26 protein-coding genes and 1 tRNA gene are annotated in these 21,872 nt (G+C 33.7%); 13 read left to right on the forward strand and 14 right to left on the reverse strand.

The annotated features are described in order from the left end of the window. Positions 1-201 precede the first annotated feature (201 nt). Positions 202-831, forward strand: a complete 630-nt coding sequence (locus DR980_RS08985) for an FEKKY domain-containing protein (RefSeq protein ID WP_113635447.1) — start codon at positions 202-204, stop codon at positions 829-831. Positions 832-1,125: 294 nt separating this feature from the next. Here DR980_RS08985 and DR980_RS08990 read toward each other — a convergent pair whose 3' ends face one another. The 5 genes from DR980_RS08990 to DR980_RS09010 all read right to left on the reverse strand — a co-directional run bounded on the left by DR980_RS08990 (position 1,126) and on the right by DR980_RS09010 (position 4,006). Next, positions 1,126-2,091, reverse strand: coding sequence for a sodium-dependent bicarbonate transport family permease (locus DR980_RS08990; protein ID WP_113635240.1), 966 nt, complete (start codon positions 2,089-2,091; stop codon positions 1,126-1,128). A 29-nt stretch (positions 2,092-2,120) separates the two neighbouring features. Next, positions 2,121-3,080: an L-threonylcarbamoyladenylate synthase gene (locus DR980_RS08995; RefSeq protein WP_113635243.1), complete on the reverse strand. Its 960-nt coding sequence runs from the start codon at positions 3,078-3,080 to the stop codon at positions 2,121-2,123. Positions 3,081-3,083: 3 nt separating this feature from the next. Beyond that, positions 3,084-3,221 (reverse strand): DUF6671 family protein, encoded by a 138-nt coding sequence (locus tag DR980_RS16655; protein WP_317047928.1) that lies wholly within the window; start codon positions 3,219-3,221, stop codon positions 3,084-3,086. 217 nt (positions 3,222-3,438) lie between these two features. After that, the gene (locus DR980_RS09005) at positions 3,439-3,729 is read right to left on the reverse strand and encodes a hypothetical protein (protein WP_113635245.1); all 291 of its coding nucleotides are present in this window, start codon (positions 3,727-3,729) and stop codon (positions 3,439-3,441) included. Between the two features lie 7 nt (positions 3,730-3,736). Continuing rightward, positions 3,737-4,006, reverse strand: a complete 270-nt coding sequence (locus tag DR980_RS09010; RefSeq protein ID WP_146779233.1) for a hypothetical protein — start codon at positions 4,004-4,006, stop codon at positions 3,737-3,739. Between the two features lie 88 nt (positions 4,007-4,094). Here DR980_RS09010 and DR980_RS09015 point away from each other — a divergent pair, with 88 nt between their 5' ends. After that, a complete protein-coding gene (locus DR980_RS09015; RefSeq protein WP_113635250.1) occupies positions 4,095-5,036 on the forward strand; it encodes a LysR family transcriptional regulator in 942 nt (313 codons plus the stop codon). Between the two features lie 153 nt (positions 5,037-5,189). Here DR980_RS09015 and DR980_RS09020 read toward each other — a convergent pair whose 3' ends face one another. Together DR980_RS09020 and DR980_RS09025 are read right to left on the reverse strand one after the other, a co-directional pair. After that, the gene (locus tag DR980_RS09020) at positions 5,190-6,740 is read right to left on the reverse strand and encodes a DUF2254 family protein (protein ID WP_113635252.1); all 1,551 of its coding nucleotides are present in this window, start codon (positions 6,738-6,740) and stop codon (positions 5,190-5,192) included. Between the two features lie 262 nt (positions 6,741-7,002). After that, a complete protein-coding gene (locus tag DR980_RS09025; protein WP_113635255.1) occupies positions 7,003-9,108 on the reverse strand; it encodes a TonB-dependent receptor domain-containing protein in 2,106 nt (701 codons plus the stop codon). A 170-nt stretch (positions 9,109-9,278) separates the two neighbouring features. Here DR980_RS09025 and DR980_RS09030 point away from each other — a divergent pair, with 170 nt between their 5' ends. From DR980_RS09030 to DR980_RS09075, 10 genes are all read left to right on the forward strand, one after another. Then, positions 9,279-9,680, forward strand: a complete 402-nt coding sequence (locus DR980_RS09030) for a DUF2721 domain-containing protein (RefSeq protein ID WP_113635257.1) — start codon at positions 9,279-9,281, stop codon at positions 9,678-9,680. A 159-nt stretch (positions 9,681-9,839) separates the two neighbouring features. Then, entirely contained in the window at positions 9,840-10,736 is an 897-nt protein-coding gene (locus DR980_RS09035) for an EamA family transporter (RefSeq protein ID WP_113635259.1), read from the forward strand. A 67-nt stretch (positions 10,737-10,803) separates the two neighbouring features. After that, positions 10,804-11,157: a DoxX family protein gene (locus DR980_RS09040; protein ID WP_113635262.1), complete on the forward strand. Its 354-nt coding sequence runs from the start codon at positions 10,804-10,806 to the stop codon at positions 11,155-11,157. Between the two features lie 4 nt (positions 11,158-11,161). Further along, on the forward strand, positions 11,162-11,770 hold the full coding sequence (locus DR980_RS09045; protein ID WP_244199285.1) for an alpha-ketoglutarate-dependent dioxygenase AlkB family protein: 609 nt from the start codon (positions 11,162-11,164) through the stop codon (positions 11,768-11,770). Between the two features lie 44 nt (positions 11,771-11,814). Beyond that, entirely contained in the window at positions 11,815-12,642 is an 828-nt protein-coding gene (locus tag DR980_RS09050; protein ID WP_113635265.1) for a sterol desaturase family protein, read from the forward strand. 119 nt (positions 12,643-12,761) lie between these two features. Next, complete coding sequence (locus DR980_RS09055; protein WP_066081282.1) at positions 12,762-13,040, forward strand: DUF2805 domain-containing protein; 279 nt, start codon at positions 12,762-12,764, stop codon at positions 13,038-13,040. Positions 13,041-13,105: 65 nt separating this feature from the next. Continuing rightward, on the forward strand, positions 13,106-13,450 hold the full coding sequence (locus DR980_RS09060; RefSeq protein WP_113635267.1) for a hypothetical protein: 345 nt from the start codon (positions 13,106-13,108) through the stop codon (positions 13,448-13,450). Next, positions 13,447-14,394, forward strand: coding sequence for an alpha/beta hydrolase (locus tag DR980_RS09065; RefSeq protein ID WP_113635270.1), 948 nt, complete (start codon positions 13,447-13,449; stop codon positions 14,392-14,394). The genes DR980_RS09060 and DR980_RS09065 overlap by 4 nt, the downstream gene beginning before the upstream one ends. A 52-nt stretch (positions 14,395-14,446) precedes the next feature. Next, positions 14,447-16,309 (forward strand): M61 family metallopeptidase, encoded by a 1,863-nt coding sequence (locus DR980_RS09070; protein ID WP_113635273.1) that lies wholly within the window; start codon positions 14,447-14,449, stop codon positions 16,307-16,309. Positions 16,310-16,507: 198 nt separating this feature from the next. Next, entirely contained in the window at positions 16,508-17,218 is a 711-nt protein-coding gene (locus DR980_RS09075; RefSeq protein ID WP_113635276.1) for a DUF4369 domain-containing protein, read from the forward strand. A 183-nt stretch (positions 17,219-17,401) separates the two neighbouring features. On the opposite strand, the gene DR980_RS09080 is transcribed toward DR980_RS09075, so the two are convergent. The 7 genes from DR980_RS09080 to idi form a co-directional block, all read right to left on the reverse strand. Then, positions 17,402-17,866, reverse strand: coding sequence for a DUF5362 family protein (locus DR980_RS09080; protein WP_113635278.1), 465 nt, complete (start codon positions 17,864-17,866; stop codon positions 17,402-17,404). Positions 17,867-17,994: 128 nt separating this feature from the next. Then, positions 17,995-18,068 (reverse strand) — tRNA-Thr (locus DR980_RS09085). Positions 18,069-18,146: 78 nt separating this feature from the next. Next, a complete protein-coding gene (locus DR980_RS09090; protein ID WP_073209770.1) occupies positions 18,147-18,413 on the reverse strand; it encodes a hypothetical protein in 267 nt (88 codons plus the stop codon). Between the two features lie 68 nt (positions 18,414-18,481). Further along, a complete protein-coding gene (locus DR980_RS09095; protein ID WP_113635280.1) occupies positions 18,482-19,444 on the reverse strand; it encodes a type I phosphomannose isomerase catalytic subunit in 963 nt (320 codons plus the stop codon). 152 nt (positions 19,445-19,596) lie between these two features. Beyond that, a complete protein-coding gene (locus DR980_RS09100; RefSeq protein WP_113635282.1) occupies positions 19,597-20,052 on the reverse strand; it encodes a peroxiredoxin in 456 nt (151 codons plus the stop codon). Next, a complete protein-coding gene (locus DR980_RS09105) occupies positions 20,052-20,462 on the reverse strand; it encodes a 6-pyruvoyl trahydropterin synthase family protein (protein ID WP_113635284.1) in 411 nt (136 codons plus the stop codon). The genes DR980_RS09100 and DR980_RS09105 overlap by 1 nt, the downstream gene beginning before the upstream one ends. Positions 20,463-20,474: 12 nt before the next feature. Further along, positions 20,475-21,023: an isopentenyl-diphosphate Delta-isomerase gene (gene idi, locus DR980_RS09110; protein ID WP_113635286.1), complete on the reverse strand. Its 549-nt coding sequence runs from the start codon at positions 21,021-21,023 to the stop codon at positions 20,475-20,477. Positions 21,024-21,311: 288 nt separating this feature from the next. Here idi and msrB point away from each other — a divergent pair, with 288 nt between their 5' ends. Next, positions 21,312-21,872, forward strand: a complete 561-nt coding sequence (msrB, locus tag DR980_RS09115) for a peptide-methionine (R)-S-oxide reductase MsrB (RefSeq protein WP_113635288.1) — start codon at positions 21,312-21,314, stop codon at positions 21,870-21,872.

Here is a 21,872-nt window from a genome sequence, read left to right on the forward strand (position 1 = left end):
ATGTACTCTCATAAGCCAGATCGCGCGGTCTATTTGTTTCCATAATGAAATGCGGCAAAGGCGGTAGTAGCATAAGCAAGTTATAAAACATTACGAATCAAGTAACAAACTATTTTACTAACTAAAAATGGCAAGTAATAATTTATGAATTTTAAAAAAAAAATAGAAATTAAATATATGAAAAATATAAAACCAATACCGATGAAAAAAATAATGTTAACTCTGATTTTAGCTTTGACTTTTACAATTTCTAAAGCGACTGAAAAAGAAATAATTGCAGAAGTGGTTTTTGAGAATTTGACAGGTGAAGAATTAAGGGCTGGCGAATTTTTCATAACCGAAACTAATGAGAGAATCGAAATTAATAACACTAAAAGTTTCCAAATAACTTTGCCTGGTAAAGGCAAATATCAATTCGGATTCTCAACAGAGGATTTTACAGCATACACCTATTATCCATCGAGAATTACAAACAAAAAAAACACAATAACAATTCGATTAGTTAAAAAAAAGGAATTGACTTTGAACAGTGGAATTTTTTCTATTCCTATGTATTTGGACACAAATCTAACAGATGAACAAATTGAGAAAAGAATTTCTACAGGCAACTTAAATTTCATTAGTCATGGAATTGACAGCTCAATACCTAAAGAATTTTCGGATTTCAAAGAAAAGTATGGTATTGGCATTATAAAAGGAAGTTGTGTAATTGACCCAATGTCTTTTAAAAGAACTACTGAGAACAATATAATGATTGCTGATTATTTAAATAAAAAATACGGAGAGGATTGGCTGAAAGAATTACCGATGAAACCTTTTGGAATAAAATAAAAAAACTTTCTAAAAAGTGTATTAAAGCTATGGTTTCTTGGGAACTCCTTAACACATCAACATAAGAAATCTGCAATTCAAGAAGAGGATTATAAAATATATTGCACTTGATTAATGGGATGGCAATGCATTGCAAATCTTCCATTTATTAACAATAGCTTTTTAAATAAAAAACCAAACCTGCAAGTTAACGCTTGCAGGTTTGGTTTTTTTGTAAAACAATATCAAAGGTCTAAAAGACTTTTTTTTAATTAAAAGCAATTAGTCGGAATCTCAATTCTACAAAGCAACTATTTAAAGGTGACACAATACAATTGAGAAATAAATGGGCATTCCAAAAGTAATATTAAAAGGAAACGTAACTGCCAAAGCCATGGGCAGAAAGATTCCTGGATTCGCCTTTGGTACCGCTATTTTCATGGCTGCCGGAACTGCAATGTAGGAAGCGCTTGCCGCTAAGACTGCAAAAATAAAACGATTACCAACATCATCCGTAATAAATTGACTTAAAAAAGCGACGATGCAACCATTAATCAGCGGAAAAACAACTGCAAAGAAAATACTGAACCACCCACTTTTAAAAAAATCATTTAATTTTCGGCCACTAACAATTCCCATATCCAATAAGAATAAGGCTAAAAACCCTTTGAAAATATCAGTCGTAAAAGGCTTAATTCCTAAGGCTTGTTGTTCGCTCGCTAAAAACCCAATTACCAAACTACCCAAAATCAAAAGTACACTTCCATTAGTGAACGAATGTTTAATAATAGAACTCATCTTGGTTTTTTGAACTTCTTCCTTACTGAATAACCGTATTAAAATTACACCTATGATAATCGCAGGAGCTTCCATCAGCGCCATTACTGCAACCATGTGCCCGCTAAAAGTATAGTTTTGAATTTCTAAAAAGGAAATAGCTGTTACAAAAGTTACGGCACTCACGGAACCATAAGCCGCTGCTATAGCCCCAGAATTCTCAATGCTAAACTTCCTCTTCAAAATAAAAAAAGTATATAGCGGAATTAATCCTGCAATAATTATCCCAAATGCAATAGACCAAAGTATGTCTATGGTAAAATGACTGTGAGCCAATTCCTGTCCGCCTTTAAAACCAATTGAAAAAAGAAGGTACAGCGATATAAATTTAGAGGTATTTTCAGGAATTTCTAAGTCACTTTTTACATAAACCGCTATAATTCCTAACACAAAAAATAATAAGGCTGGATTGGTTAAATTATCGAACAATAAACTTAAATTCATCTATTTTTTTATTTTAAAAAATTATTATTTTATTTTTGAGTGGCTCTTTTTAATCGGTCATTTATCGTTTTGCCTAAGCCAAAATCCGGAAATCGTTCCGCTATAATGCAGTCGAGATTGCAATGATCCAATCGATGCAAGGCAGCATACAGTTGTGAAGCTGCTTCTGCTAAATTTCCTGTCGGGGATAAAACTTCTTGTTGTACAATTTTGGGATCATTTACCTCCTTTTGGAATACGACAACTCCAATTTTTTGATCTGGAAACGTTATCAACTTCTTCTTCACATCGGCTGTCAAAAAAGTCGTCGTTAAAGGGGCATAATGCTTAGAAAACATACCGGGTGCCGCCGGAGCGATATCATCATGGGTAATCATTTTTACTTGCCCCACAACTGCTTCAATATCCTCTACAGCCAAAGAACCCAGGCGATATAAAATAGGCTCCCCATTTTCAAATCCTATGATAGTTGACTCTATGCCTCTTTGACAAGCTCCCCCATCCAAAACCATTGGCAATACTTCTTCAAAATAGTCCGCAACATGTGTTGCCGTAGTGGGACTGATAGAGCCAAAAGGATTAGCACTTGGAGCCGCTAAAGGATAGGCTAACTCATTAAGCAGGGATAAGATTACTGGGTGATTTGGAACTCTCACTGCCACTGTATCTTTACCACCGGTGACTAAATCCGGAACAGCAATTTGCTTTTTTAAAACCAAAGTTAAAGGTCCAGGCCAGAAAGCTTTCGCTAACAAGGCGGCTTTTTCAGGAATGTCTCTTGCTATTTCAGAAAGAACATCTGCGGATTTTATATGAACAATCAAAGGATTAAAAAATGGTCTTTGTTTCATCGCAAAAATACTCTCGATGGCTTTTGGACTATAGATATTCCCTGCTAATCCATAAACCGTTTCGGTAGGAATCGCTATGATTTGATCTTGATCCAAAAAAGCTACAGCCTTTGGAATCGAATTACTAATTATACTCATAAATTAAGGGTTACAGGAATCACAAAATCCTGGATCTTCGGTTGTTTTTTGATGGGGATACATTTTTTCGGAACTAGAAGAACACTTTTTGCAACTATAAATAAAACTCAGTGTGGAACGAGTGGGCGCTGAACAGATCACTATCAAATTGTTCCATAGCCATGAGACACTTTGCTCGTACGGTTTCCAATGCTGTATCTTTCCGATCTATTTCTCCCGAAAAAGTTCCAAAAATATCCGAGTCATAGTTTTCAGGTACAATGCACTGTACTCCTAGTCCTTCCTCTAGAATTGGAGCGATGACTTGTTCTTTTTGATGCTTAGTTGCAATCAACAATCGTCGGCCTTCAAACATTGCTTAATCTCTGTTTTTTGGTTTAAGCACTAGTTGAATAACACCTTCAATTTGCAAATCCATATCATTTACTGCCGCTTCCTTTATAAGTTCCTTAATGTAGGCTGATGCCTCTAAAAGTGTCTCTTGTCTTAATTTTGAATGTGGATTCTCTTTATTGAACCGAATCTGATTGCTAAAAATTTCTAAATTATGATAGTTAACCTTACTATTTATTAAAGAAAACAGTACTTTTCCTGCTTCTGATGGTGAAAACTGCCCTTCAACCAGCTTAAATTGATATTCTTTTTTCATAGCTATTTTATATTAAGATCTTGTTTTTTTGTAATGTGTAAGTGGTGAAAAATATTCCTAAACCTAAAAACAGGGTAAAAAACAAATTGTTAGGTTCTAGGAATGTCAATAGTATTGCTACAATTAGCCAAATGACTGAAATGAGTAAACTATTTTTTTTATATGCGTCAACTTCATTTAAATTTGTTGGTGTACAGACAACTTTACTATTTTTCAGAGTAGCATCCATGATTTCAGGACCTATTCCGTCTCCTTTTGCGATTGTTATTCTTTGCATCTGTTTATGGTTTATTTTTTGACAAAGGTAAAATGGGCAATCCATAAATTTTTATTTATATTTGTAATGATATACATAAAAAATATTTATGAACTATACACTTCATCAACTACAAGTATTCTTAAAAATAGCACAAAACGAAAGCATTACTAAGGCTGCGGCAGAACTTCATCTTACACAACCCGCAGTATCCATTCAATTAAGAAATCTTCAAGATCAATTTGATGTTCCATTAACGGAAGTAATCGGAAGAAAGCTTTATGTGACCGATTTTGGAAAAGAAATTGCCATGGCAGCTGAAAAAATTCTTAATGAAGTACATGCCATCAATTATAAAACAATGGCATTTAAGGGGCAACTTACCGGAAAATTGAAAATTTCCGTCGTATCCACAGGCAAGTATGTTATACCTTATTTTTTATCTGATTTTCTAAAAATGAATCAAGGTGTAGAATTAAGTTTGGATGTAACGAATAAAATTAAAGTTCTGAAAAATTTAGAAAGAAATGAAGTAGATTTCTCTTTGGTATCAGTATTACCTGATTCTCTGCAAATCGAAAAAGTGGAGTTAATGCCTAATTCACTGTACCTTATTGCTAATAGTGATCAAAAGATAGTATCAGGAATCCAAGATAAAAGTATTATCGAAACCCTATCAATAATCTATCGGGAAGAAGGATCAGGGACAAGATTCGTAATGGAAAAATTCATTGAAAACAATCAATTGACGGTTCCAAAAAAAATGGTACTCACTAGTAACGAAGCTATAAAACAAGCTGTATTGGCCGGACTTGGATGTTCTATTATGCCTTTAATTGGAATCAAAAATGAACTTAACAATCGTGATTTACAAATAATCCCTGTAAAAGGTTTGCCAATTCAATCCAACTGGAATTTAATCTGGTTAAAAGGTAAGAAATTTTCACCAGTTGCTGCTGCGTATTTAAAATTCATACAAGAAGAAAAAACAAGAATTATCGAGCAAAAATTTAACTGGATAAATGTAATAAAGGATGTTAATCAAGCATAGAACAAAATGATTTTGCACATGAGAACTTTGGCATTTATTAGTTTTTAAATTTGTATTTCTGTCTCAAAATCGATTTTGACTACCGAGATCTTGTTAAGACCATAATACAGGTAGCAATCTCGATACTCGATGAAGCTCTCTTTATTCAAACTTTTACGTTAATTCATTTCCATCGTTGTAGATAATATCAGCATTCACTTTGTAGGCTTTAAGATAATCAATCGCTTCAATTTCAGCAGTTGTAATTTCTAAATTATCCGAATAATGATTTCTTTCGTAATGATCTAATACTCCTTTCAACTCCAGCTCTTTAATTTGCAATTTTGCTTTTTGTCTAAATCGAGACAATTCTCTCTCTATAATTACTAATTTTTCTTTTGATATTTTTAGCTTCCCTTTTTTGTATTGTGATAAATTATAAATTTCAAGCAAATCCATTTCCTCAACTTGCTGAATTAATATTTTCAAATTGAAAGGGTTTTCAACTAATGGTAAAATAATTCGGATTGATCTAATAATTCTTTTCACAACAGTAGGATCTTCTTTTCCCCACTGAAAAATTTGATCATAGCAAAAGTCAATAAATTCTTCAAAATTGAATTCATTTACTTGTATTTTTTTGGAACCCAAAGTCCTAGAATCCGTAGAAGGAAATTCTCGTATGGCTAATTCTTTTGCTATTTCCCCTATTTGATCAATACAGTTCAAACAAGTCGTTGGATCATTCACCGCTGGAGAGATGGCTTTTATCGCAATATCTACCAGTTTTCTGACACCAAAATTCACATCTTGCGTATGGCTTCTGAACAGCTTAACTTTAAAAGTTGCGCTGACAATCGCTCCTATTTCATTCTTCAAACGAAGTATCTGATTCATTTGGAGTTCCTCGCTAAAAACTAATACCATAAGCGTAGTAGTACCTTTCATAATAAATTCCCCTACAATAGGTTTTTGATAGGCGTTCTCAAAAAAAACACCCACATCAGAACCATGGATATTTTCCGTTATTTTTTCCAGTTTTTTATAATTCACGCTGTCTAAATAGCCCGTTTCAAAAGGACTTACAATTTTTACTTGAAATTTATCCGGGTTAATTTTGGATCGTTTGTAAAGGAGATTCTTTCCAACACTCCAATTTTCCTGATACAAATCATTGATTTCTTCAACCATTTCCGATTTGATTCCATTTGTAATACTGGAAACATTCATGTTTATACTTAAATAGCTGATCATATTAGGATAAGACCATACCAGACAATAAAAAGCAAGCAGAGAGCCTGTTGTAAGTGTTAATAGAAAAGAAGTTTGGTAAAAAACAGAAGCTAACTGAGGTAATACACACAACGAAATAGTACCCACAAACAAACCGATAAATTGTTGCATTCTAAGATTATTTGCTAAAAAATGTCTCAAAATTCGGGGTGAAAACTGAGAGGACGCCAACTGCATCACAACAAAAATAACTGAGAAAGTAGTTAATGAAATTCCAATCAGAATGGAGATTAGAATAGTAGAAACCGGAATCAACCGATTGTAAATTTCCATTTCATTGATTTTGAATTTCATTCCAAAATCAACATAATAGTCAATCGTCAGTAAAACAGAACCAATAATAAACGCATAAATACCACTGGTAAAGGTACCCATATGTTTTATACGATGTTCTAACATACTTTTGACCCGTTGTCTTAATTTTTGTATCATAATTTAAATTTCAATAGATAAATATAGCCGAAATATGTCTTTTTCAGAATGATTTAGCTTGCTTTATACATCAAACAGAAAAGTAGTTGAGACAGTAAACTTAGCAAAAACTTATCAGAACTCATAAAAAGGGGAAATATTGGCGTATTTCGTAAAGAGAAGTTTTCAGATTATTTGATTAAATTTTAAACCATAAAAAACCTGCATGCGTAAACTTGCAGGTTCTTTTGTTTAGAATTGTCCAAAAATAAAAACAATATAGTTATTGATTCAAGATATTTCCTTCTTCTTTTTTCTCTTTATTTAATAAATTAGGATCCTCTTTTGCCAATTTGTTTTTGGTGGGAATTTTATAATTTACACTGAACCCAAAACGACGTGTATCGTTTTTATTTGCTAATAACAAAGGCGTACCCACAGAACTGAACACAAATCGGTTCGAATTAAGTACATCGTCCGCACTTATGGAAACCGATAATTGGTCCTTGAAAAACTTTTTAGAAAACGTTAAATCAAGCGTATTATTAAAAGGTTTCTCAGCGATGAAATAAAAATAATTCCCCTTCGGCATGATGTAATTAAAGTTAGCTACAAACTTGATGTCTTTTGGTAACACAATTTGAGACATCAAATTAAACATCCAAAAACCATTGGTCTTAATTTCGGGAATTTGATGGAACTGATACGCCGTATACACATATAAAAAGTTCATTTTATCCGGATTAATATTCATTTTCATAGTTTCTTTAAGACCTTCCGTAAACAACATATACGGAATTGGCAATCCCACATTAAAGTTGTGAATTTTTATTTGAGGGACATTTATATTGGTATTTACAACAACATCGTCTGTTAGCAACACTCTGTTGATTACCTGATTTTGCGCAGAACTTACATTATAGCCAATAAAAGCATAATCAAAAGCACTCAATTTAGCTTCGTAATTATCAAAAATGGTAGGTTGCAAATTGGGGTTTCCGGAGTAATCAATATTTGGATTCTGATAATTGGTATTGTTTGGATTTAAAGCAGAAGTGCTTGGCAGACTTATTTTCTTGTTGTAATTCACATTAAAATAAACAGAATTACTGAAATTATATTGAGCACTTCCATTTGGAAAAAAACGGAATTGTTTAAACGGAATTAAATCAGCGGTGTTGGTTTTTCCAGTGATATTGTAATCCTCGGCTCTACCGCCCACAATAAAATTGAACTTATCAAATTTAGTTTGTAACTCACCGTAAGCTGCTGCTGTTTTCCGTTGATAATCCAAATTGACAATTTCCATGTTTTGGGTTTCAAAAAGAAGTGCTTCATATAATCCACCAAAGCTTATTTTCCCTTCATCAGAAAATGCAATGGGTTGTGAGTAATCAACTTTAGCATTGTACAACTGCTGTGTCGAAGCATTATCTAAAATTGTAGCATTACTATTTCTGGAATTCAGTATGAAATCGTTTTGATTACTATTGTAATTGAATCTAAAATCTAATTTTTTAGATTTATCCTCAAACTTTTTTTGGAAAGTAACCACAAAATCTTGACGTAAAGCATCCGTAAAGGAATCGTCATTAGTACTAAAACCGGGACCATTTCCTAATGTATTGCTATTATTGTTGCTGTAGTTTACATCGTAATTAAATAACAATCGGTCGTTGCCAATATCAAATGTCAGTGCAGATTTTGCGAAATTAGTACGTCCGAAGCGATCAGCCTCAGTTGTGGAAAGTAACGAAGTCGTGTTATTTTCATTTTTAGTCAGTGAAGTCCACACAGCAGATTCTCTGTAATTTTGTCCAACATTCAATTGCCATCCAAAATATTTATTCTTAGCGCTCAACAACAGACTATTATTGATTCTCCATCGTAAATGATCGTAACTCGTAAAATTAGTACTGTTGGTATACGTAGCGCTTAAATAATTTTTAGCGTTTTTATTCGTGATGATATTCATAATCGCACCACCCGAAGTAGCAGGAAACTCCGCTCCTGGTTGCGTGATGATTTCAATTTTTTCAATGGCATTCGCAGGCATTCCTTCCAAAAAAGAATTCAATTCATTTGAAGTAATATTAAGCGGTCTTCCGTCCATAAAAACATCCAACTGTTTGCCTTGATACATCATCCCAGCAACATCTGAAGCGATAAGTCCCGGCAGTTTTTTAATCCCTTCTAAAACGGATCCGGAATTCAAACTGGGCTGACTGGAAAAATCAAATATGGTTCTGTCTGCTTTTTGCTCAATTGCTTTTTTAGTTTTTACAATCGCAACTTCATTTAATTCAACAGCCTTTTTGGGTTCTTCCTGCGCTGAGATTGTGAATGTTACTCCTAAAAAAAACATACTTAAAAAATAATTCTTTTTCATCGTTTCTATTTGTGTTATTCCTTTAGTAGCACTATAATTCTAAACGTTACCAAAAAACGAACTGATTTAAGAAAATTATTATATTTCACAAGACTTAAAGACCGATTTCAGCACAGAATAACGAACTTTGCAACTCTTTATTAAAATACAATTCCAAAACTAAATCCAAAATGATTTTACAAATAGAAACTCCTGCCTTACTTTTCGGTGCAACCTCGTTGATTTTATTAGCGTATACCAATCGCTTTTTGACCATTGCCACAATCGTCAGAGGTTTAAAAAAAACGTATAAGGAAAAACAAAACGATACTATTTTATTGGAAATCAAAAACCTGAACTTACGATTGACTTTGATTCGCAACATGCAAATGGCAGGCGTTTTAAGTCTGTTTTTATCTGTTTTTGCCATGCTGTTATTATTCTTGGAACAGCAAACAGCCGGAATTTATCTTTTTGGAATGAGTTTATTAGGATTATTGATTTCATTGGGATTATCGTTTTGGGAAATCAGTATTTCAGTAAATGCATTGCGATTGCATTTGAGTGATTTAGTCGAGAAAGAAGTAAAATAACATCAGTATTCGTCTGAAAATCTTAAATATTTATATTAAATCAGCTCCTTCCGACTCGTATTCACAACAGAATTAAAGTCTTACCTATTAACTTATAATTTATACCTCATAACTAGGAACTAAACCCTATCTTTGCCCGCTTTTTAAAATTGAAAAAAAATGATAAAGAATAATGTATTAAAAGGGGTTTTCCTAGTAGGCCTTGGTGCAACGAGTTATGGGATGCTGGCTACTTTTGTAAAAATAGCCTACGGTGAAGGTTTCACTACACCCGAAGTTACCATTGCGCAATTTGTATACGGAATCACGGGAATGCTGCTGATTAATATGTTCCAAAAAGCTAAAAAAGGAAATGACGTTGTAAAGGCTTCCAAGAAAAACATAACCCAATTAATGTTGGCGGGAACTTCGCTGGGAATGACGAGTATTTTTTATTATTTAGCCGTTAAATACATTCCTGTTTCGATTGCTATCGTTTTATTGATGCAAACCGTTTGGATGGGCGTTTTATTCGAAATGATTTTAGAAAAGAAATTACCTTCCACTCAAAAAATCATATCGGTAATCATCGTGTTATTTGGAACGGCGCTTGCCACAAATTTGATTCAAAGCAAAGTAGAATTAGACTGGCGCGGCATCGTTTTAGGACTTTTGGCTGCAACTTCCTTCACCACAACGATGTTTACCGCTAATCGAGTAGCCACACATGTTTCGTCAGCGCAACGCAGTTTATTCATGCTCCTTGGCGGAGCTGTAATTGTAACCGGATTTGCAATTGCCACACAAACTACTCCTTTCAATTTTGAGATTTTCATGAAATGGGGAATCATACTGGCTCTTTTTGGAACTATAATTCCACCTTTATTATTCAACGCTGGTTTCCCACTTACCGGAATTGGACTTGGAAGTATTGTTTCGGCACTGGAACTTCCCGTATCAGTACTGATGGCGTATTTTCTTTTGAATGAAAAAGTAATTCTGCTTCAATGGGTTGGAATTGTTTTAATCATCTTGGCAATTGTGATTATGAATGTGAATTTTAAGAAAAAAGCTTAATTTCTATTCAAACCATTTGTGCTAATTTCATTTAAATTTTTATAAATTCGTGATAAATAACTTTATTATGAATTTACCTTGGCATTTATATGTGATGGCTTTTGTTTACTTTATTGCAGGATTAAACCATTTCAGAAACCCGAGATTGTACCTGAAAATCATTCCGCCTTATTTCCCGAATCCAAAAGTATTAAACCAAATTAGCGGTTTAGCCGAAATAATTTTAGGGATATCATTGTGTATTCCGGTGCTTTCAAGCTACGCTTCATGGGGAGTTATTGCTTTATTAATTGCTATTTTCCCAACACATTTATACATGTATTTCGATGAAAAAGCAAGAATGGGTTTACCAAAATGGGTTTTGCTTTTGCGAATGCCTTTACAATTAGCTCTCATTTTCTGGGCGTACCAATATACATAATCCAGTGAAATCACTTTTCGAATCCACACCAGAACCTATATTCCTTGACTTGCCGGACGCTGAAATTATCTATTACCCTCAGTTTTATGACAAAGAGCAAGCGGATATTATTTTTGCCGAATTAGTAAAAGATATTCCTTGGCAACAAGATGAAATTAGGGTTTATGGTAAAATTCATCCACAACCTCGCTTGACGGCTTTGTTTGGAAACGAAGGAAAACCCTATTCCTATTCGAATATAACTATGCAACCGCATCCTTGGAATTCGCTTTTGCAAAAGCTAAAAACGGAAATCGAAAAGGTTTCGGATACCATTTTCACAACCGTTTTACTCAATCAGTATCGCGACGGAAAAGATAGCAACGGCTGGCACGCCGATAACGAAAAAGAATTGGGAACAAATCCTGTGATTGCTTCGTTGAGTTTTGGCGCCGAACGTACGTTTCAATTGAAACATAATTTGGACAAAGACCTTAAAAAAAATATTGTTTTGCAACATGGAAGTTTGCTGCTGATGAGAGGAAAAACGCAGCATTTTTGGAAACACCAAATCCCGAAAACAGCAAAACCCATTAACCCAAGAATAAACCTTACTTTTCGCGTTATCAAATAGATATTTTCCAAAAATGTATTAAATTTGAAATAAATACTCCAATTATGAATGATATTATTGCTTATTTTTCTACAATTCCATCTTCACACCGAAGCTTAATTCTTGTGGGCGGAATTACATTTTTTTGGTTACTTGAAAATGCTTTTCCGCTTTTCAACTTTACCTATAAGAAATGGAAGCATGCGGGAATAAATATATTTATGACCTTTACTACTATTGTAGTCAATTTTTGTCTCGCATTTATTTTATTAAAAACTGCCGATTGGACTATTGCTAATAATTTTGGAATTCTACAATGGTTGCCTGAAATGTCTTTGTGGCTTTACGCTTTCATCGGATTACTTCTATTGGATTTAATTGGCGCTTATTTGGTACATTTAGTGGAGCATAAAACCAAATTCTTATGGCGTTTCCATTTGATCCATCATACGGATACTTGGATTGACACCACAACTGCAAATCGACATCATCCTGGCGAAAGTGTGATTCGGTTTACCTTTACGGCATTAGGTGTTTTAATTATTGGTAGTCCCATGTGGCTGGTTTTTCTGTATCAAACCTTATCGGTTGTGGCCACACAATTCAATCATGCTAACATTTCACTTCCGAAAAAAGTGGACACTATTTTGAGTTATTTTATCGTTTCTCCAGACATGCATAAAGTACACCATCATCATGTTTTGCCGTACACGGATAGTAATTACGGAAATATATTTTCAATTTGGGACCGGCTTTTTGGAACCTTTATGACACTGCCAAAAGAAGAAATCATATACGGTATTGACACTTACCCGAATCCTGAAGACCACAATGAATTAAAAAGTTTATTAAAAATACCCTTTCAAAAACCACCTTTGAAAGAAATTAGGTGAAAAGCATAAAAAAAATGGCCTTTTGAGAAAATCTAATTATTTTTTTTCTTAATATTGGTATCAAATTAGAAATGTAATTTATTAATCATTAACAACTTATTTGAATTAATTTTCACGTGATGAAAAAGAGTAACCGAAAAGAATTGAACTGGGAGCAAACAGAAAAACTTGTTACAATGGCTTTAGAAGAAAAAAATCCTTTTGAAATCATAAAAAAAGAATTTGGTCTGGCAGAAAAAGAGATTCTTGAGATAATGAAAAAGAAGATGCCGGCAGAAAAATTTGAAATGTGGAAAAAGAAAGCTACTGCAAATAAACCAAAACCAAAACCCGTTAAAATTGATGATTTTGATGAAGATTTGGATGGCAAATATTATATAAAAAACAAACTAGATTAAACTATGAAACTCCTGATATCCGGGAGTTTTTTGTTTTTTAATATACTTGCTTTACACCTCACAATATGGTTTCAGTAACATCAAACGAAGATGAATTTATTTTTGATATTTTAGGAAGTCACAAATTTTGGGCTTTCGAAAATAAAATTAGGGTACCAAAAGACAAAATAATCCATGCGTATCAAAGCAAAGATGAATTCACGTTTTGGATTGGGTGGAAAATGCCGGGTACCCAATTACCCTGGGTTATTACTGCCGGAACCTATATAAAAAACGGCAAACGCAATTTCTGGGATGTCTGCAATAAAAAAAATGCGATTATTGTTGAACTCAAAGATTCTTACTACCATAAACTAATTATTGAAGTTGAAAATCCGGAATTAACGCTGAACTTACTAAATATAAAATGAAAAAATCTCTCCTGCTCCTACTACTGTTGTTTTCTCTATTCGGTTTTTCTCAAACAGAATCAGCAACTAAATCTTTTAATAAAGAAGAAATCGCTATAAATCCATTGATAAATGGTTCGTTGTATTCCCCATTAAAACAAAATAAAAAGACGAATCTTGTCATCTTAATTGCTGGTTCAGGACCAACAGACAGGGATGGAAATCAAAAAGGATTAACCAACAATTCTTTAAAATACCTATCCGAAGAATTAGTAAAAAATGACATTGCCGTTTTCAGTTATGATAAAAGAATCATTTCGCAAGTGAAAATAGGAAACGTAAATGAGGCAACGCTAACTTTTGACGATTTTATTACCGATGCGACAGCTGTCTTGATGTTTTTTAAAAATCAAAAAAAATACAACAAAATTATAATCGCCGGTCACAGTGAAGGTTCATTAATAGGAATGATTGCCGCAAAAGACAAAGCTGATGGTTTTATTTCTTTGGCTGGAGCCGCAAGAACTATTGATGCCGTTTTAGTTGAACAAATCGCAAAACAGGCGCCTTTTCTAAAAGAAGAAACACAAAAAAATCTTGATATCCTGAAAAGCGGAAAAACTTTCGAATTAAAAAATCCGATGTTAGCTTCCATTTTTAGAGAAAGCATTCAACCCTATATGATTTCGTGGATAAAATACAATCCGCAAATGGAACTTGCAAAATTACAAATGCCAATCCTAATAATTAACGGAACCAAGGATATACAAGTTTCAGTTCAAGAAGCGGAACTACTAAAAAAAGCAAAGCCGGAGGCTGAACTCGTTTTGATCGAAAATATGAATCATGTTTTTAAAGAAATCAAAAGCGATGATGCTGAAAACATGAAATCCTATACTAATCCCGATTTACCAATAGTTCCAAAATTAAAAAGCACAATAATAGCCTTTGTAAAATCATTGTAAACTGTAACAATTTTATAGTTGGGAAGACTAATATTTAAAAAAATAACAACAAATGAAAAGAATAATTTTTGCATTAGCATTTGCTTCAGTTCTTTGGAGCTGTAAAACTGGAACGTCAGCTGTCACTGCTGTAGCAAAAGAACAAGTGGAAGTTGCCATTAATTTAAATGACATTAAAGACGATAAAGTGATGGTTACCATTACTTCGCCAAAAATCAACACCGAAGAAGTTACATATAGCGTGCCTAAAATTGTCCCAGGAACGTATTCTATTGATGATTATGGGAAATACATCGATGACTTCAAAGCATTTGACAGCAAAGGAAACATACTTTCTACCACAAAAACCGATGATAACACGTGGAATATTAAGAACGCAAAATCATTGGTAAAAATCACTTATCTGGTTAATGATACTTTCGATACTGAAAAAGGGGGCGGTTTTGGTCAAAACGATATTTTTTCTCCTGCGGGAACCAATATTGATGCGGGTAAAAACTTCATGCTAAACATGCATGGTTTTGTGGGTTATTTCCAAGACAAAAAAGATTTCGCATACACTGTGAGCATCTCACATCCTGAAACGCTTTGGGGCGCAACATCAATGACTGATTTGGATGCAAGTGCGACCAACGATGTTTTTAAAACGCAGCGTTATGCTGAATTAGTTGAAAATCCTGTTATGTATGCAAAACCGGACTACACTACTTTCACAGTAGATGGAATGGAAATTCTGATTGGTGTTTATTCTCCAACTGGAAAAGTAACTGCAGAAAGCATTACTCCAGAAATGAAAACGATGATGATTGCTCAGAAAACGTTTTTAGGAAAAATTAATGCTACTAAAAAATATACTGTATTACTGTATTTATCCAGCATGACGCCTACTGACGCAAAAGGATTTGGAGCTTTGGAACATCCTACAGCTACAACAGTTGTTTTACCTGAAATGATGCCTAAATCAGAATTGGTAAAATCTATGAAAGATGTCGTTTCACATGAATTTTTTCATATTGTAACGCCTTTAACAATTCATTCTAAAGAGATTCATTATTTTGATTACAACACGCCTAAAATGTCAGAACATTTATGGATGTATGAAGGAGTAACAGAATATTTTGCGAACCTTTTCCAAATAAGCCAAGGGTTGATTACAGAAGAGGAGTTTTATACTCGTATGGCAGAAAAAATTGAGCACGCAAATGCTATGAATGACACGATGCCTTTCACAACAATGAGTGCAAATGTATTGACAGAACCTTACAAAGCACAATACTTGAACGTGTATGAAAAAGGAGCACTTATTGGAATGTGTCTCGATATTATCATCAGAGAAAAAAGCAACGGAGAAAGAGGAATTCTTGATTTGATGCAAAAATTATCTAATGAATATGGCGCTTCAAAACCATTTAATGATAATGAGCTTTTCGCTAAAATTACTTCATTCACCTATCCTGAAGTGGGAGCTTTTTTGACTACGTATGTTTCTGGTGCAACTCCAATTCCTTACGAAACTTATTTGGCTAAAGTTGGGGTGACAAAATCTATGGAAAAAGTACCTGGAAATGTATTCCTAAAAGGACAATCTCCATACATCACTGTGAATCAAGCTACCAAAGAAATTTTGGTTATTCCTAATATGGAGTTGAATGTTTTTTATACCAATTTGGGATTAAAAGGCGGAGATATTCTAGTTGCTATCAATGACAAACCGTATTCATTAGACAATATCTATGAAATGATTACTGAAAGTCAGAGCTGGAAAGAGAACGATGCTATTGCCGTAAAAATAAAACGCGATGGTAAAGAACAAGTAATCAAAGGAAAAGTTAAACTTCCTTACGAAGAAAAAGAAGGACTAAGAGCAACTGATGCATCAAAAAAAGCATTGAAAGAAGCTTGGTTTAAAGCATAAATCCTGAAATAATTTTAAGAAATCCCAATTTAGAAATAGATTGGGATTTTTTTTGTAAAATTTGGATGCGTTACCAAAATCTTTCCAACAATTTTCTTTATTTTGCGCCAAAATACAAACACCAATTAAATCGCAATCGTTCCAATAAAATTAGAATAAGAATGGCGATTCCCTATTCAAAACAAACTTTAATTTCACATGAAAAAATCAATTATTGCATTCGTTACACTTATCCTTATAGCCTCTTGTAACAAGAATGAATCTAAAGGCAATGTTCACATTACCGGAAATATTAAAGGATTAAAAAAAGGAACTCTTTACATCCAAAGAGTTGTTGACACAAGTTTGGTAGCCATTGACACCATAAATATTGATGGAAGCGCTGCTTTCGAAAGCAATCTTAACCTACAATCTCCAGAAATGCTTTATTTGTTCTTAGACCGAGGCGTGAGTAATTCTTTAGACAATAATATCCCATTCTTTGCTGAACCGGGCAACATCAAAATTGAAACTAGTTTAGACCGTTATTTGTCTGATGCAAAAATCACAGGATCAAAAAATCAGGAGATATTCGAAGAATATAAAAAAATAAATACTCGTTTCACTGATGAAAATCTTTCGCTGATTGAGAAAAAATTCAATGCCATCAAAAACCAAAACACAAAAGCTATAGATAGTCTGGCTGCAAAACAGGATTCTAATATCAAAAGAAAGTATTTATTCGCTACCAATTTTGCCTTAAACAATAGAGATTACGAAGTATCGCCTTTTATTGCACTATCTGAGATTTACGATATCAACGTAAAATATTTAGATACCATTCAGAAATCAATGTCTGCAAAAGTTGCAAAATCTCTTTACGGAAAAAAACTAACGGAATATATTGCAACTATCAAAAAACAGCAGTAATTATTTTATGAGAAAGCGAAAGTTTTAAAAACACAAAGTTTTTCTCTAAATCTTACACCAATTTAAAACTAAAATTAAAAAACCATCTTGCTCGGCAAGATGGTTTTTTGCATTTATGATTAGGAAGTAGATTCAAATTCAGTATAAAATTCAAACAAACGTGTTTTAGAACCTACTAAGAGATTAAACAGTACTGGAAGCAATTCCTGCAACAATCATTCCTACAAACATTAAAAGATAAAGAGAGAAAACGACCAAAGTCATGATTCCAATGTATTTGTAATGTGATTTTAGATATTCTAAGGAAGTTGTCAAAGTTTCGGAATCATTGTTTTTGAAGGCCGCTTTTGCATTTGACGCAAATTTATTTAAGTAGTACACCGGAAAGAAATAAAGCAACGCAATTAAAAAGTATACCACAGCCATCATAATCCCGAAAGAAGAGCCCATAGCGCCCATAGCAGGATTCATCTTGCCCATAGCGGAGAATAATGTCCCGGCGAATAAAGCAGCAAAAATAATAAAGCCAATTCCTATGTAGCCAAGGATAGATAAAAAATACGCCCACTTTGCCGTTTCTTTTAAAAAGTCTTTTGCTGACTCATTAAGTTTCATCTCGAAACTTTCAATAACTGAATGCTCTTCCATAATGTATTGGTTTTAGGTTAGATTTCAAATTTAACAAAAAAATTAGCACATTACATAAAAATACAATTAAATTGTTATTTTGTCTAAAACAAAAAACCACCTAACAAAAGTTAGATGGTTTTATTAAGAGCCGGCGGAGGGACTCGAACCCACGACCTGCTGATTACAAATCAGCTGCTCTAGCCAACTGAGCTACGCTGGCGACTCATTACGGGTGCAAATATAAGACTGAATTTCTTTTTTCCAAAACAAATTCAAACTTTTTTTGCGTTTTTTTTGACTACAATTCGTTGATTTTAGCAATCAATTGATTAGCAGTTTGTTCCAATTCAACGTTGATTTGTTTGAAGTGCGCTTTTTTATCTTCTACCTTTTTTGCGTTCACTTTTGTGATCAAAGCGTCAAAAGCAGCGATAGCTTCGTCGATTAAAGCATTAGTTTCTGTTGTTGGTTTTCCTGTAGTAGAAATTTCGAACAAGTAAACTGCTTCAATAATATCTCCTAAAACGTAGTTGATGTCTTTTTTTAAATTCTTAACGTTTGCCATTTTTATTTTTTTAAAATTTGAATTTTAATTTGCGTCTGCAAAAGTACACATAATCTTTCTATTACCGACTATGAAATGTAAATTTCTAAAATCGATGCTTTTCCATTGAGAATGAATGCATTCATTGCCGCAGGAATCAAAACAGTTTCTCCTTTTGTATATTGTATTTTTGAGTGGTTGTATTCTATTTCAAAGGATCCCTCAACACACATATAAACCGTAAAACTTTCTCCAGATTTAGAAACTGAAATTGCTCCGTCTAAAGGAATAAAATTAGTGGTAAAATAAGGACAATCAACCACTGTATTGGACTGATTGCTATTAGTGGTATATAATTTTTTAGTTTCTACCTTATTGTAATTGATTGCCTCCAAAGCCAAATCAACATGCAATTCTCTGGTATTCCCATTCGCATCTAATCTGTCAAAATCATACAATCGATAGGTAATATCTGAAGTCTGTTGAATCTCAGCTACGACAAGCCCTGCACCAATGGCGTGAACCGTACCAGTTTCTAAAAAGAAAACATCTCGTGATTTTACTTTTACATCATCCAGTATAGAAAGTAAGGTTTTATTTTCCAGATTTTCTAAATATTCCTCAGCATTTGAATTTTCTTTGAAACCTACAATGATACGAGCATTATCATCTGCTTGCATGATGTACCACATTTCGGTTTTTCCAAAAGAATTATGGCGTTTTTTTGCCAATTCATCATTAGGATGAACTTGTATGGACAAATCCTCGCGTGCATCTAAATATTTGAAAAGTAGCGGAAATTGTTTTCCAAAACGAATATGAACAGCAGTTCCTAAAATTTCATTAGGGAACGAATTGATTAATTCAGTCAATGATTTCCCCTTCAATTCTCCGTTTGCAACAATACTTACGTCGCCTTCCACGGTAGACAGCTCCCAGCTTTCTCCTGTGATATTTGAAGTAATTGGTTTATGAAGTAGCGTTTTTAGTTTTTCGCCACCCCATATTCTTTCTTTTAAAATGGGCTCAAATTGTAAAGGATAAAGTTTCATTCAAATGTTTTTTTCGAAGTCCAAATGTATAAAAAATCCATATTGTTTCCGATGAAAATAGATTTCCATTTACAGAAACCAGTTAATAACCAAAAAACAAAGTATAAGTCGGCATCCTTCAGTAATGGATCCCAATAGCTTTCAGCAATAAATTACACTAATTTTTTAATAGCCTCTAGCGCTTTGGGAATATGTTTTGTAGCCAGCATACTGTCAAAAATCATTTGGACCACTCCATTTTTATCGGTTACATAGGTCACTCTTCCCGGAAGTAATCCGAACATTCCGGTGGGAACACCAAAAAGTTTTCTGATTTTTTTATCTGAATCCGACAAAAGGATAAAAGGAAGTTTAAATTGCTTAGCAAATTTTTGATGTGAGCCAACACTATCACTGCTAATTCCGATTACTTCCGCACCAAGATCCTTAAAATCCTCGTACTGATCTCTAAAACTGCACGCTTGAGCCGTACAACCCGGCGTGTTGTCTTTTGGATAAAAATAAATAACAAGCGGTTTATGTCCCACTACAGTTGCACTATCAAAATCAGTTCCATTAGTATCTTTAGCTGTGAAATTGGGAATTGTATCCCCTACTTTTACTTCCATTATTCTCCTCTGTAGGTTACAAAATTACGAGGCGTTTCATACAAAACCACTTCTAATTCAAATTCAGGCTTGATTCTTTTTCTAATTTTATTCCAAATAACCACCACAATATTTTCGGCGGTTGGATTTAAATCCTGAAATTCTGGAACATCTAAATTCAGATTTTTATGATCAAACTGATTTTCGACATCTTCTTTAATAATATCACTCAAAAATTTCACATCCATTACATATCCTGTTTCAGGGTCAATTGCTCCGGTAACACTAACAATCAATTCGTAATTATGCCCATGAAAATTAGGATTATTACACTTACCAAAAATCGCATCGTTTTGCTCAAACGACCAATCTTTTCTGTATAATCTGTGAGCCGCATTAAAATGGGCTTTCCGTGAAATGGTAACTTTCATAAAATTTATGAATTATAGGTTATTTGGGGACAAAGGGCTTTTGTGTTCTTCCAGAAAATGATAAAATTCATCGAAAATTATTTTGAACCAAACGGTGTACAATGCAGGATGAAGCTCCATATCCATTTTCACATCCTCAATTTTCATCCATTTCCAATCTTCAACTTCCTCCGGATTGATAACTGGCTCCTCATTATAATAGCCAATCATCACATGATCAAGTTCATGCTCTGTCAAACCATTATCAAAAGGGGCTTTGTAAATAAAATGGAAAAGTTCTTTCAGTTCGGTTTTAAAACCCATTTCTTCAAATAATCTTCGGCTTCCAGCCTGTACATTTGTCTCTCCCTCACGCTGATGACTGCAACACGTATTGGTCCACAACAAAGGGGAATGGTATTTTTGATGTGCCCGTTGTTGCAACATGATTTCGTTTTTGCTGTTTAAAACAAAAACCGAAAAAGCACGATGCAGGACCGCTTTTTCATGTGCTTCAAGCTTAGGCATCAATCCTATTTGCTCATCCTTCTCGTTAACTAATATTACGTTTTCTTCTAACATATCGATGTATTTCAGGTCAAAAATACAAAAAAAGAAATGGTAACTGAAGGGTTTTTGAAATTGTGAAAAGTTTAACGAGTGTTGAATATCCTAAAATTCTAATTTTATATTGTCAAAAATACACTGCTTATTTACAGATTATTATACTTTAAAATTTTAAAACTAAAAACAATAATTTTTCGTAAATAGAGAGAAGTCATAACGGAATAAAAATAAAATTCAATTGCAAAGTAAGCGACATTTTAAAATTTAAAACTCTTTTACATTTGTAATTTAAATACAAAAAAAATGAAAACAAGAAATCAGGTACTAAGCATGTTATTTTTAATCCCGCTGTTCATGTTCACAGCTTGTGCGCAAACCACAAAAAAACAAGGAAACACAAAAAAAACAGTCGCAATGGAAAATACTATTAAAAAACCCGGAAATCCATACTATTCCAATACGGACACGACAAAACTCAACGTAAGTGATGCCGAGTGGAAAAAAGTATTGCCTGAAGATGTGTATGAAGTGACGCGTAATGCAGATACGGAAAGACCTTTTACAGGAAAATATTGGAATACTGATGACAAAGGAACCTATTATTGTGCCGCCTGTGGGAACAAACTATTTCGTTCCGGTGCTAAATTTTCAAGCAATTGTGGCTGGCCAAGTTTCTTTGAACAAGATAATAAAAACAGTGTGGTTTATAAAACCGATAATTCTCTGGGTATGGAAAGAATCGAAGCACTTTGCGGAAGATGTGACGGTCACTTAGGGCATCTTTTTGATGACGGGCCGGAACCAACCGGAAAAAGATACTGTATGAATTCTATCGCGCTTGACTTTATTCCTGACACCAAATAA

This window comes from Flavobacterium psychrolimnae, from assembly GCF_003312425.1.
GTDB lineage: Bacteria > Bacteroidota > Bacteroidia > Flavobacteriales > Flavobacteriaceae > Flavobacterium > Flavobacterium psychrolimnae.

What these genes read in the sequence shown, in the direction of transcription:
- DR980_RS09050 (WP_113635265.1), top strand. Translation starts at nt 11,815, where the DNA reads ATGAATGATATTATTGCTTATTTTTCTACAATTCCATCTTCACACCGA.
- DR980_RS09090 (WP_073209770.1), bottom strand. Translation starts at nt 18,413, where the DNA reads ATGGCAAACGTTAAGAATTTAAAAAAAGACATCAACTACGTTTTAGGA.
- DR980_RS09105 (WP_113635284.1), bottom strand. Translation starts at nt 20,462, where the DNA reads ATGAAAGTTACCATTTCACGGAAAGCCCATTTTAATGCGGCTCACAGA.
- DR980_RS09030 (WP_113635257.1), top strand. Translation starts at nt 9,279, where the DNA reads ATGATTTTACAAATAGAAACTCCTGCCTTACTTTTCGGTGCAACCTCG.
- DR980_RS09070 (WP_113635273.1), top strand. Translation starts at nt 14,447, where the DNA reads ATGAAAAGAATAATTTTTGCATTAGCATTTGCTTCAGTTCTTTGGAGC.
- DR980_RS08990 (WP_113635240.1), bottom strand. Translation starts at nt 2,091, where the DNA reads ATGAATTTAAGTTTATTGTTCGATAATTTAACCAATCCAGCCTTATTA.
- idi (WP_113635286.1), bottom strand. Translation starts at nt 21,023, where the DNA reads ATGTTAGAAGAAAACGTAATATTAGTTAACGAGAAGGATGAGCAAATA.
- DR980_RS09020 (WP_113635252.1), bottom strand. Translation starts at nt 6,740, where the DNA reads ATGATACAAAAATTAAGACAACGGGTCAAAAGTATGTTAGAACATCGT.
- DR980_RS09095 (WP_113635280.1), bottom strand. Translation starts at nt 19,444, where the DNA reads ATGAAACTTTATCCTTTACAATTTGAGCCCATTTTAAAAGAAAGAATA.
- msrB (WP_113635288.1), top strand. Translation starts at nt 21,312, where the DNA reads ATGAAAACAAGAAATCAGGTACTAAGCATGTTATTTTTAATCCCGCTG.
- DR980_RS09035 (WP_113635259.1), top strand. Translation starts at nt 9,840, where the DNA reads ATGATAAAGAATAATGTATTAAAAGGGGTTTTCCTAGTAGGCCTTGGT.
- DR980_RS09015 (WP_113635250.1), top strand. Translation starts at nt 4,095, where the DNA reads ATGAACTATACACTTCATCAACTACAAGTATTCTTAAAAATAGCACAA.
- DR980_RS09010 (WP_146779233.1), bottom strand. Translation starts at nt 4,006, where the DNA reads ATGCAAAGAATAACAATCGCAAAAGGAGACGGAATAGGTCCTGAAATC.
- DR980_RS08985 (WP_113635447.1), top strand. Translation starts at nt 202, where the DNA reads ATGAAAAAAATAATGTTAACTCTGATTTTAGCTTTGACTTTTACAATT.
- DR980_RS09100 (WP_113635282.1), bottom strand. Translation starts at nt 20,052, where the DNA reads ATGGAAGTAAAAGTAGGGGATACAATTCCCAATTTCACAGCTAAAGAT.
- DR980_RS09065 (WP_113635270.1), top strand. Translation starts at nt 13,447, where the DNA reads ATGAAAAAATCTCTCCTGCTCCTACTACTGTTGTTTTCTCTATTCGGT.
- DR980_RS09005 (WP_113635245.1), bottom strand. Translation starts at nt 3,729, where the DNA reads ATGAAAAAAGAATATCAATTTAAGCTGGTTGAAGGGCAGTTTTCACCA.
- DR980_RS08995 (WP_113635243.1), bottom strand. Translation starts at nt 3,080, where the DNA reads ATGAGTATAATTAGTAATTCGATTCCAAAGGCTGTAGCTTTTTTGGAT.
- DR980_RS09055 (WP_066081282.1), top strand. Translation starts at nt 12,762, where the DNA reads ATGAAAAAGAGTAACCGAAAAGAATTGAACTGGGAGCAAACAGAAAAA.
- DR980_RS09025 (WP_113635255.1), bottom strand. Translation starts at nt 9,108, where the DNA reads ATGAAAAAGAATTATTTTTTAAGTATGTTTTTTTTAGGAGTAACATTC.
- DR980_RS09075 (WP_113635276.1), top strand. Translation starts at nt 16,508, where the DNA reads ATGAAAAAATCAATTATTGCATTCGTTACACTTATCCTTATAGCCTCT.
- DR980_RS09040 (WP_113635262.1), top strand. Translation starts at nt 10,804, where the DNA reads ATGAATTTACCTTGGCATTTATATGTGATGGCTTTTGTTTACTTTATT.
- DR980_RS09060 (WP_113635267.1), top strand. Translation starts at nt 13,106, where the DNA reads ATGGTTTCAGTAACATCAAACGAAGATGAATTTATTTTTGATATTTTA.
- DR980_RS09080 (WP_113635278.1), bottom strand. Translation starts at nt 17,866, where the DNA reads ATGGAAGAGCATTCAGTTATTGAAAGTTTCGAGATGAAACTTAATGAG.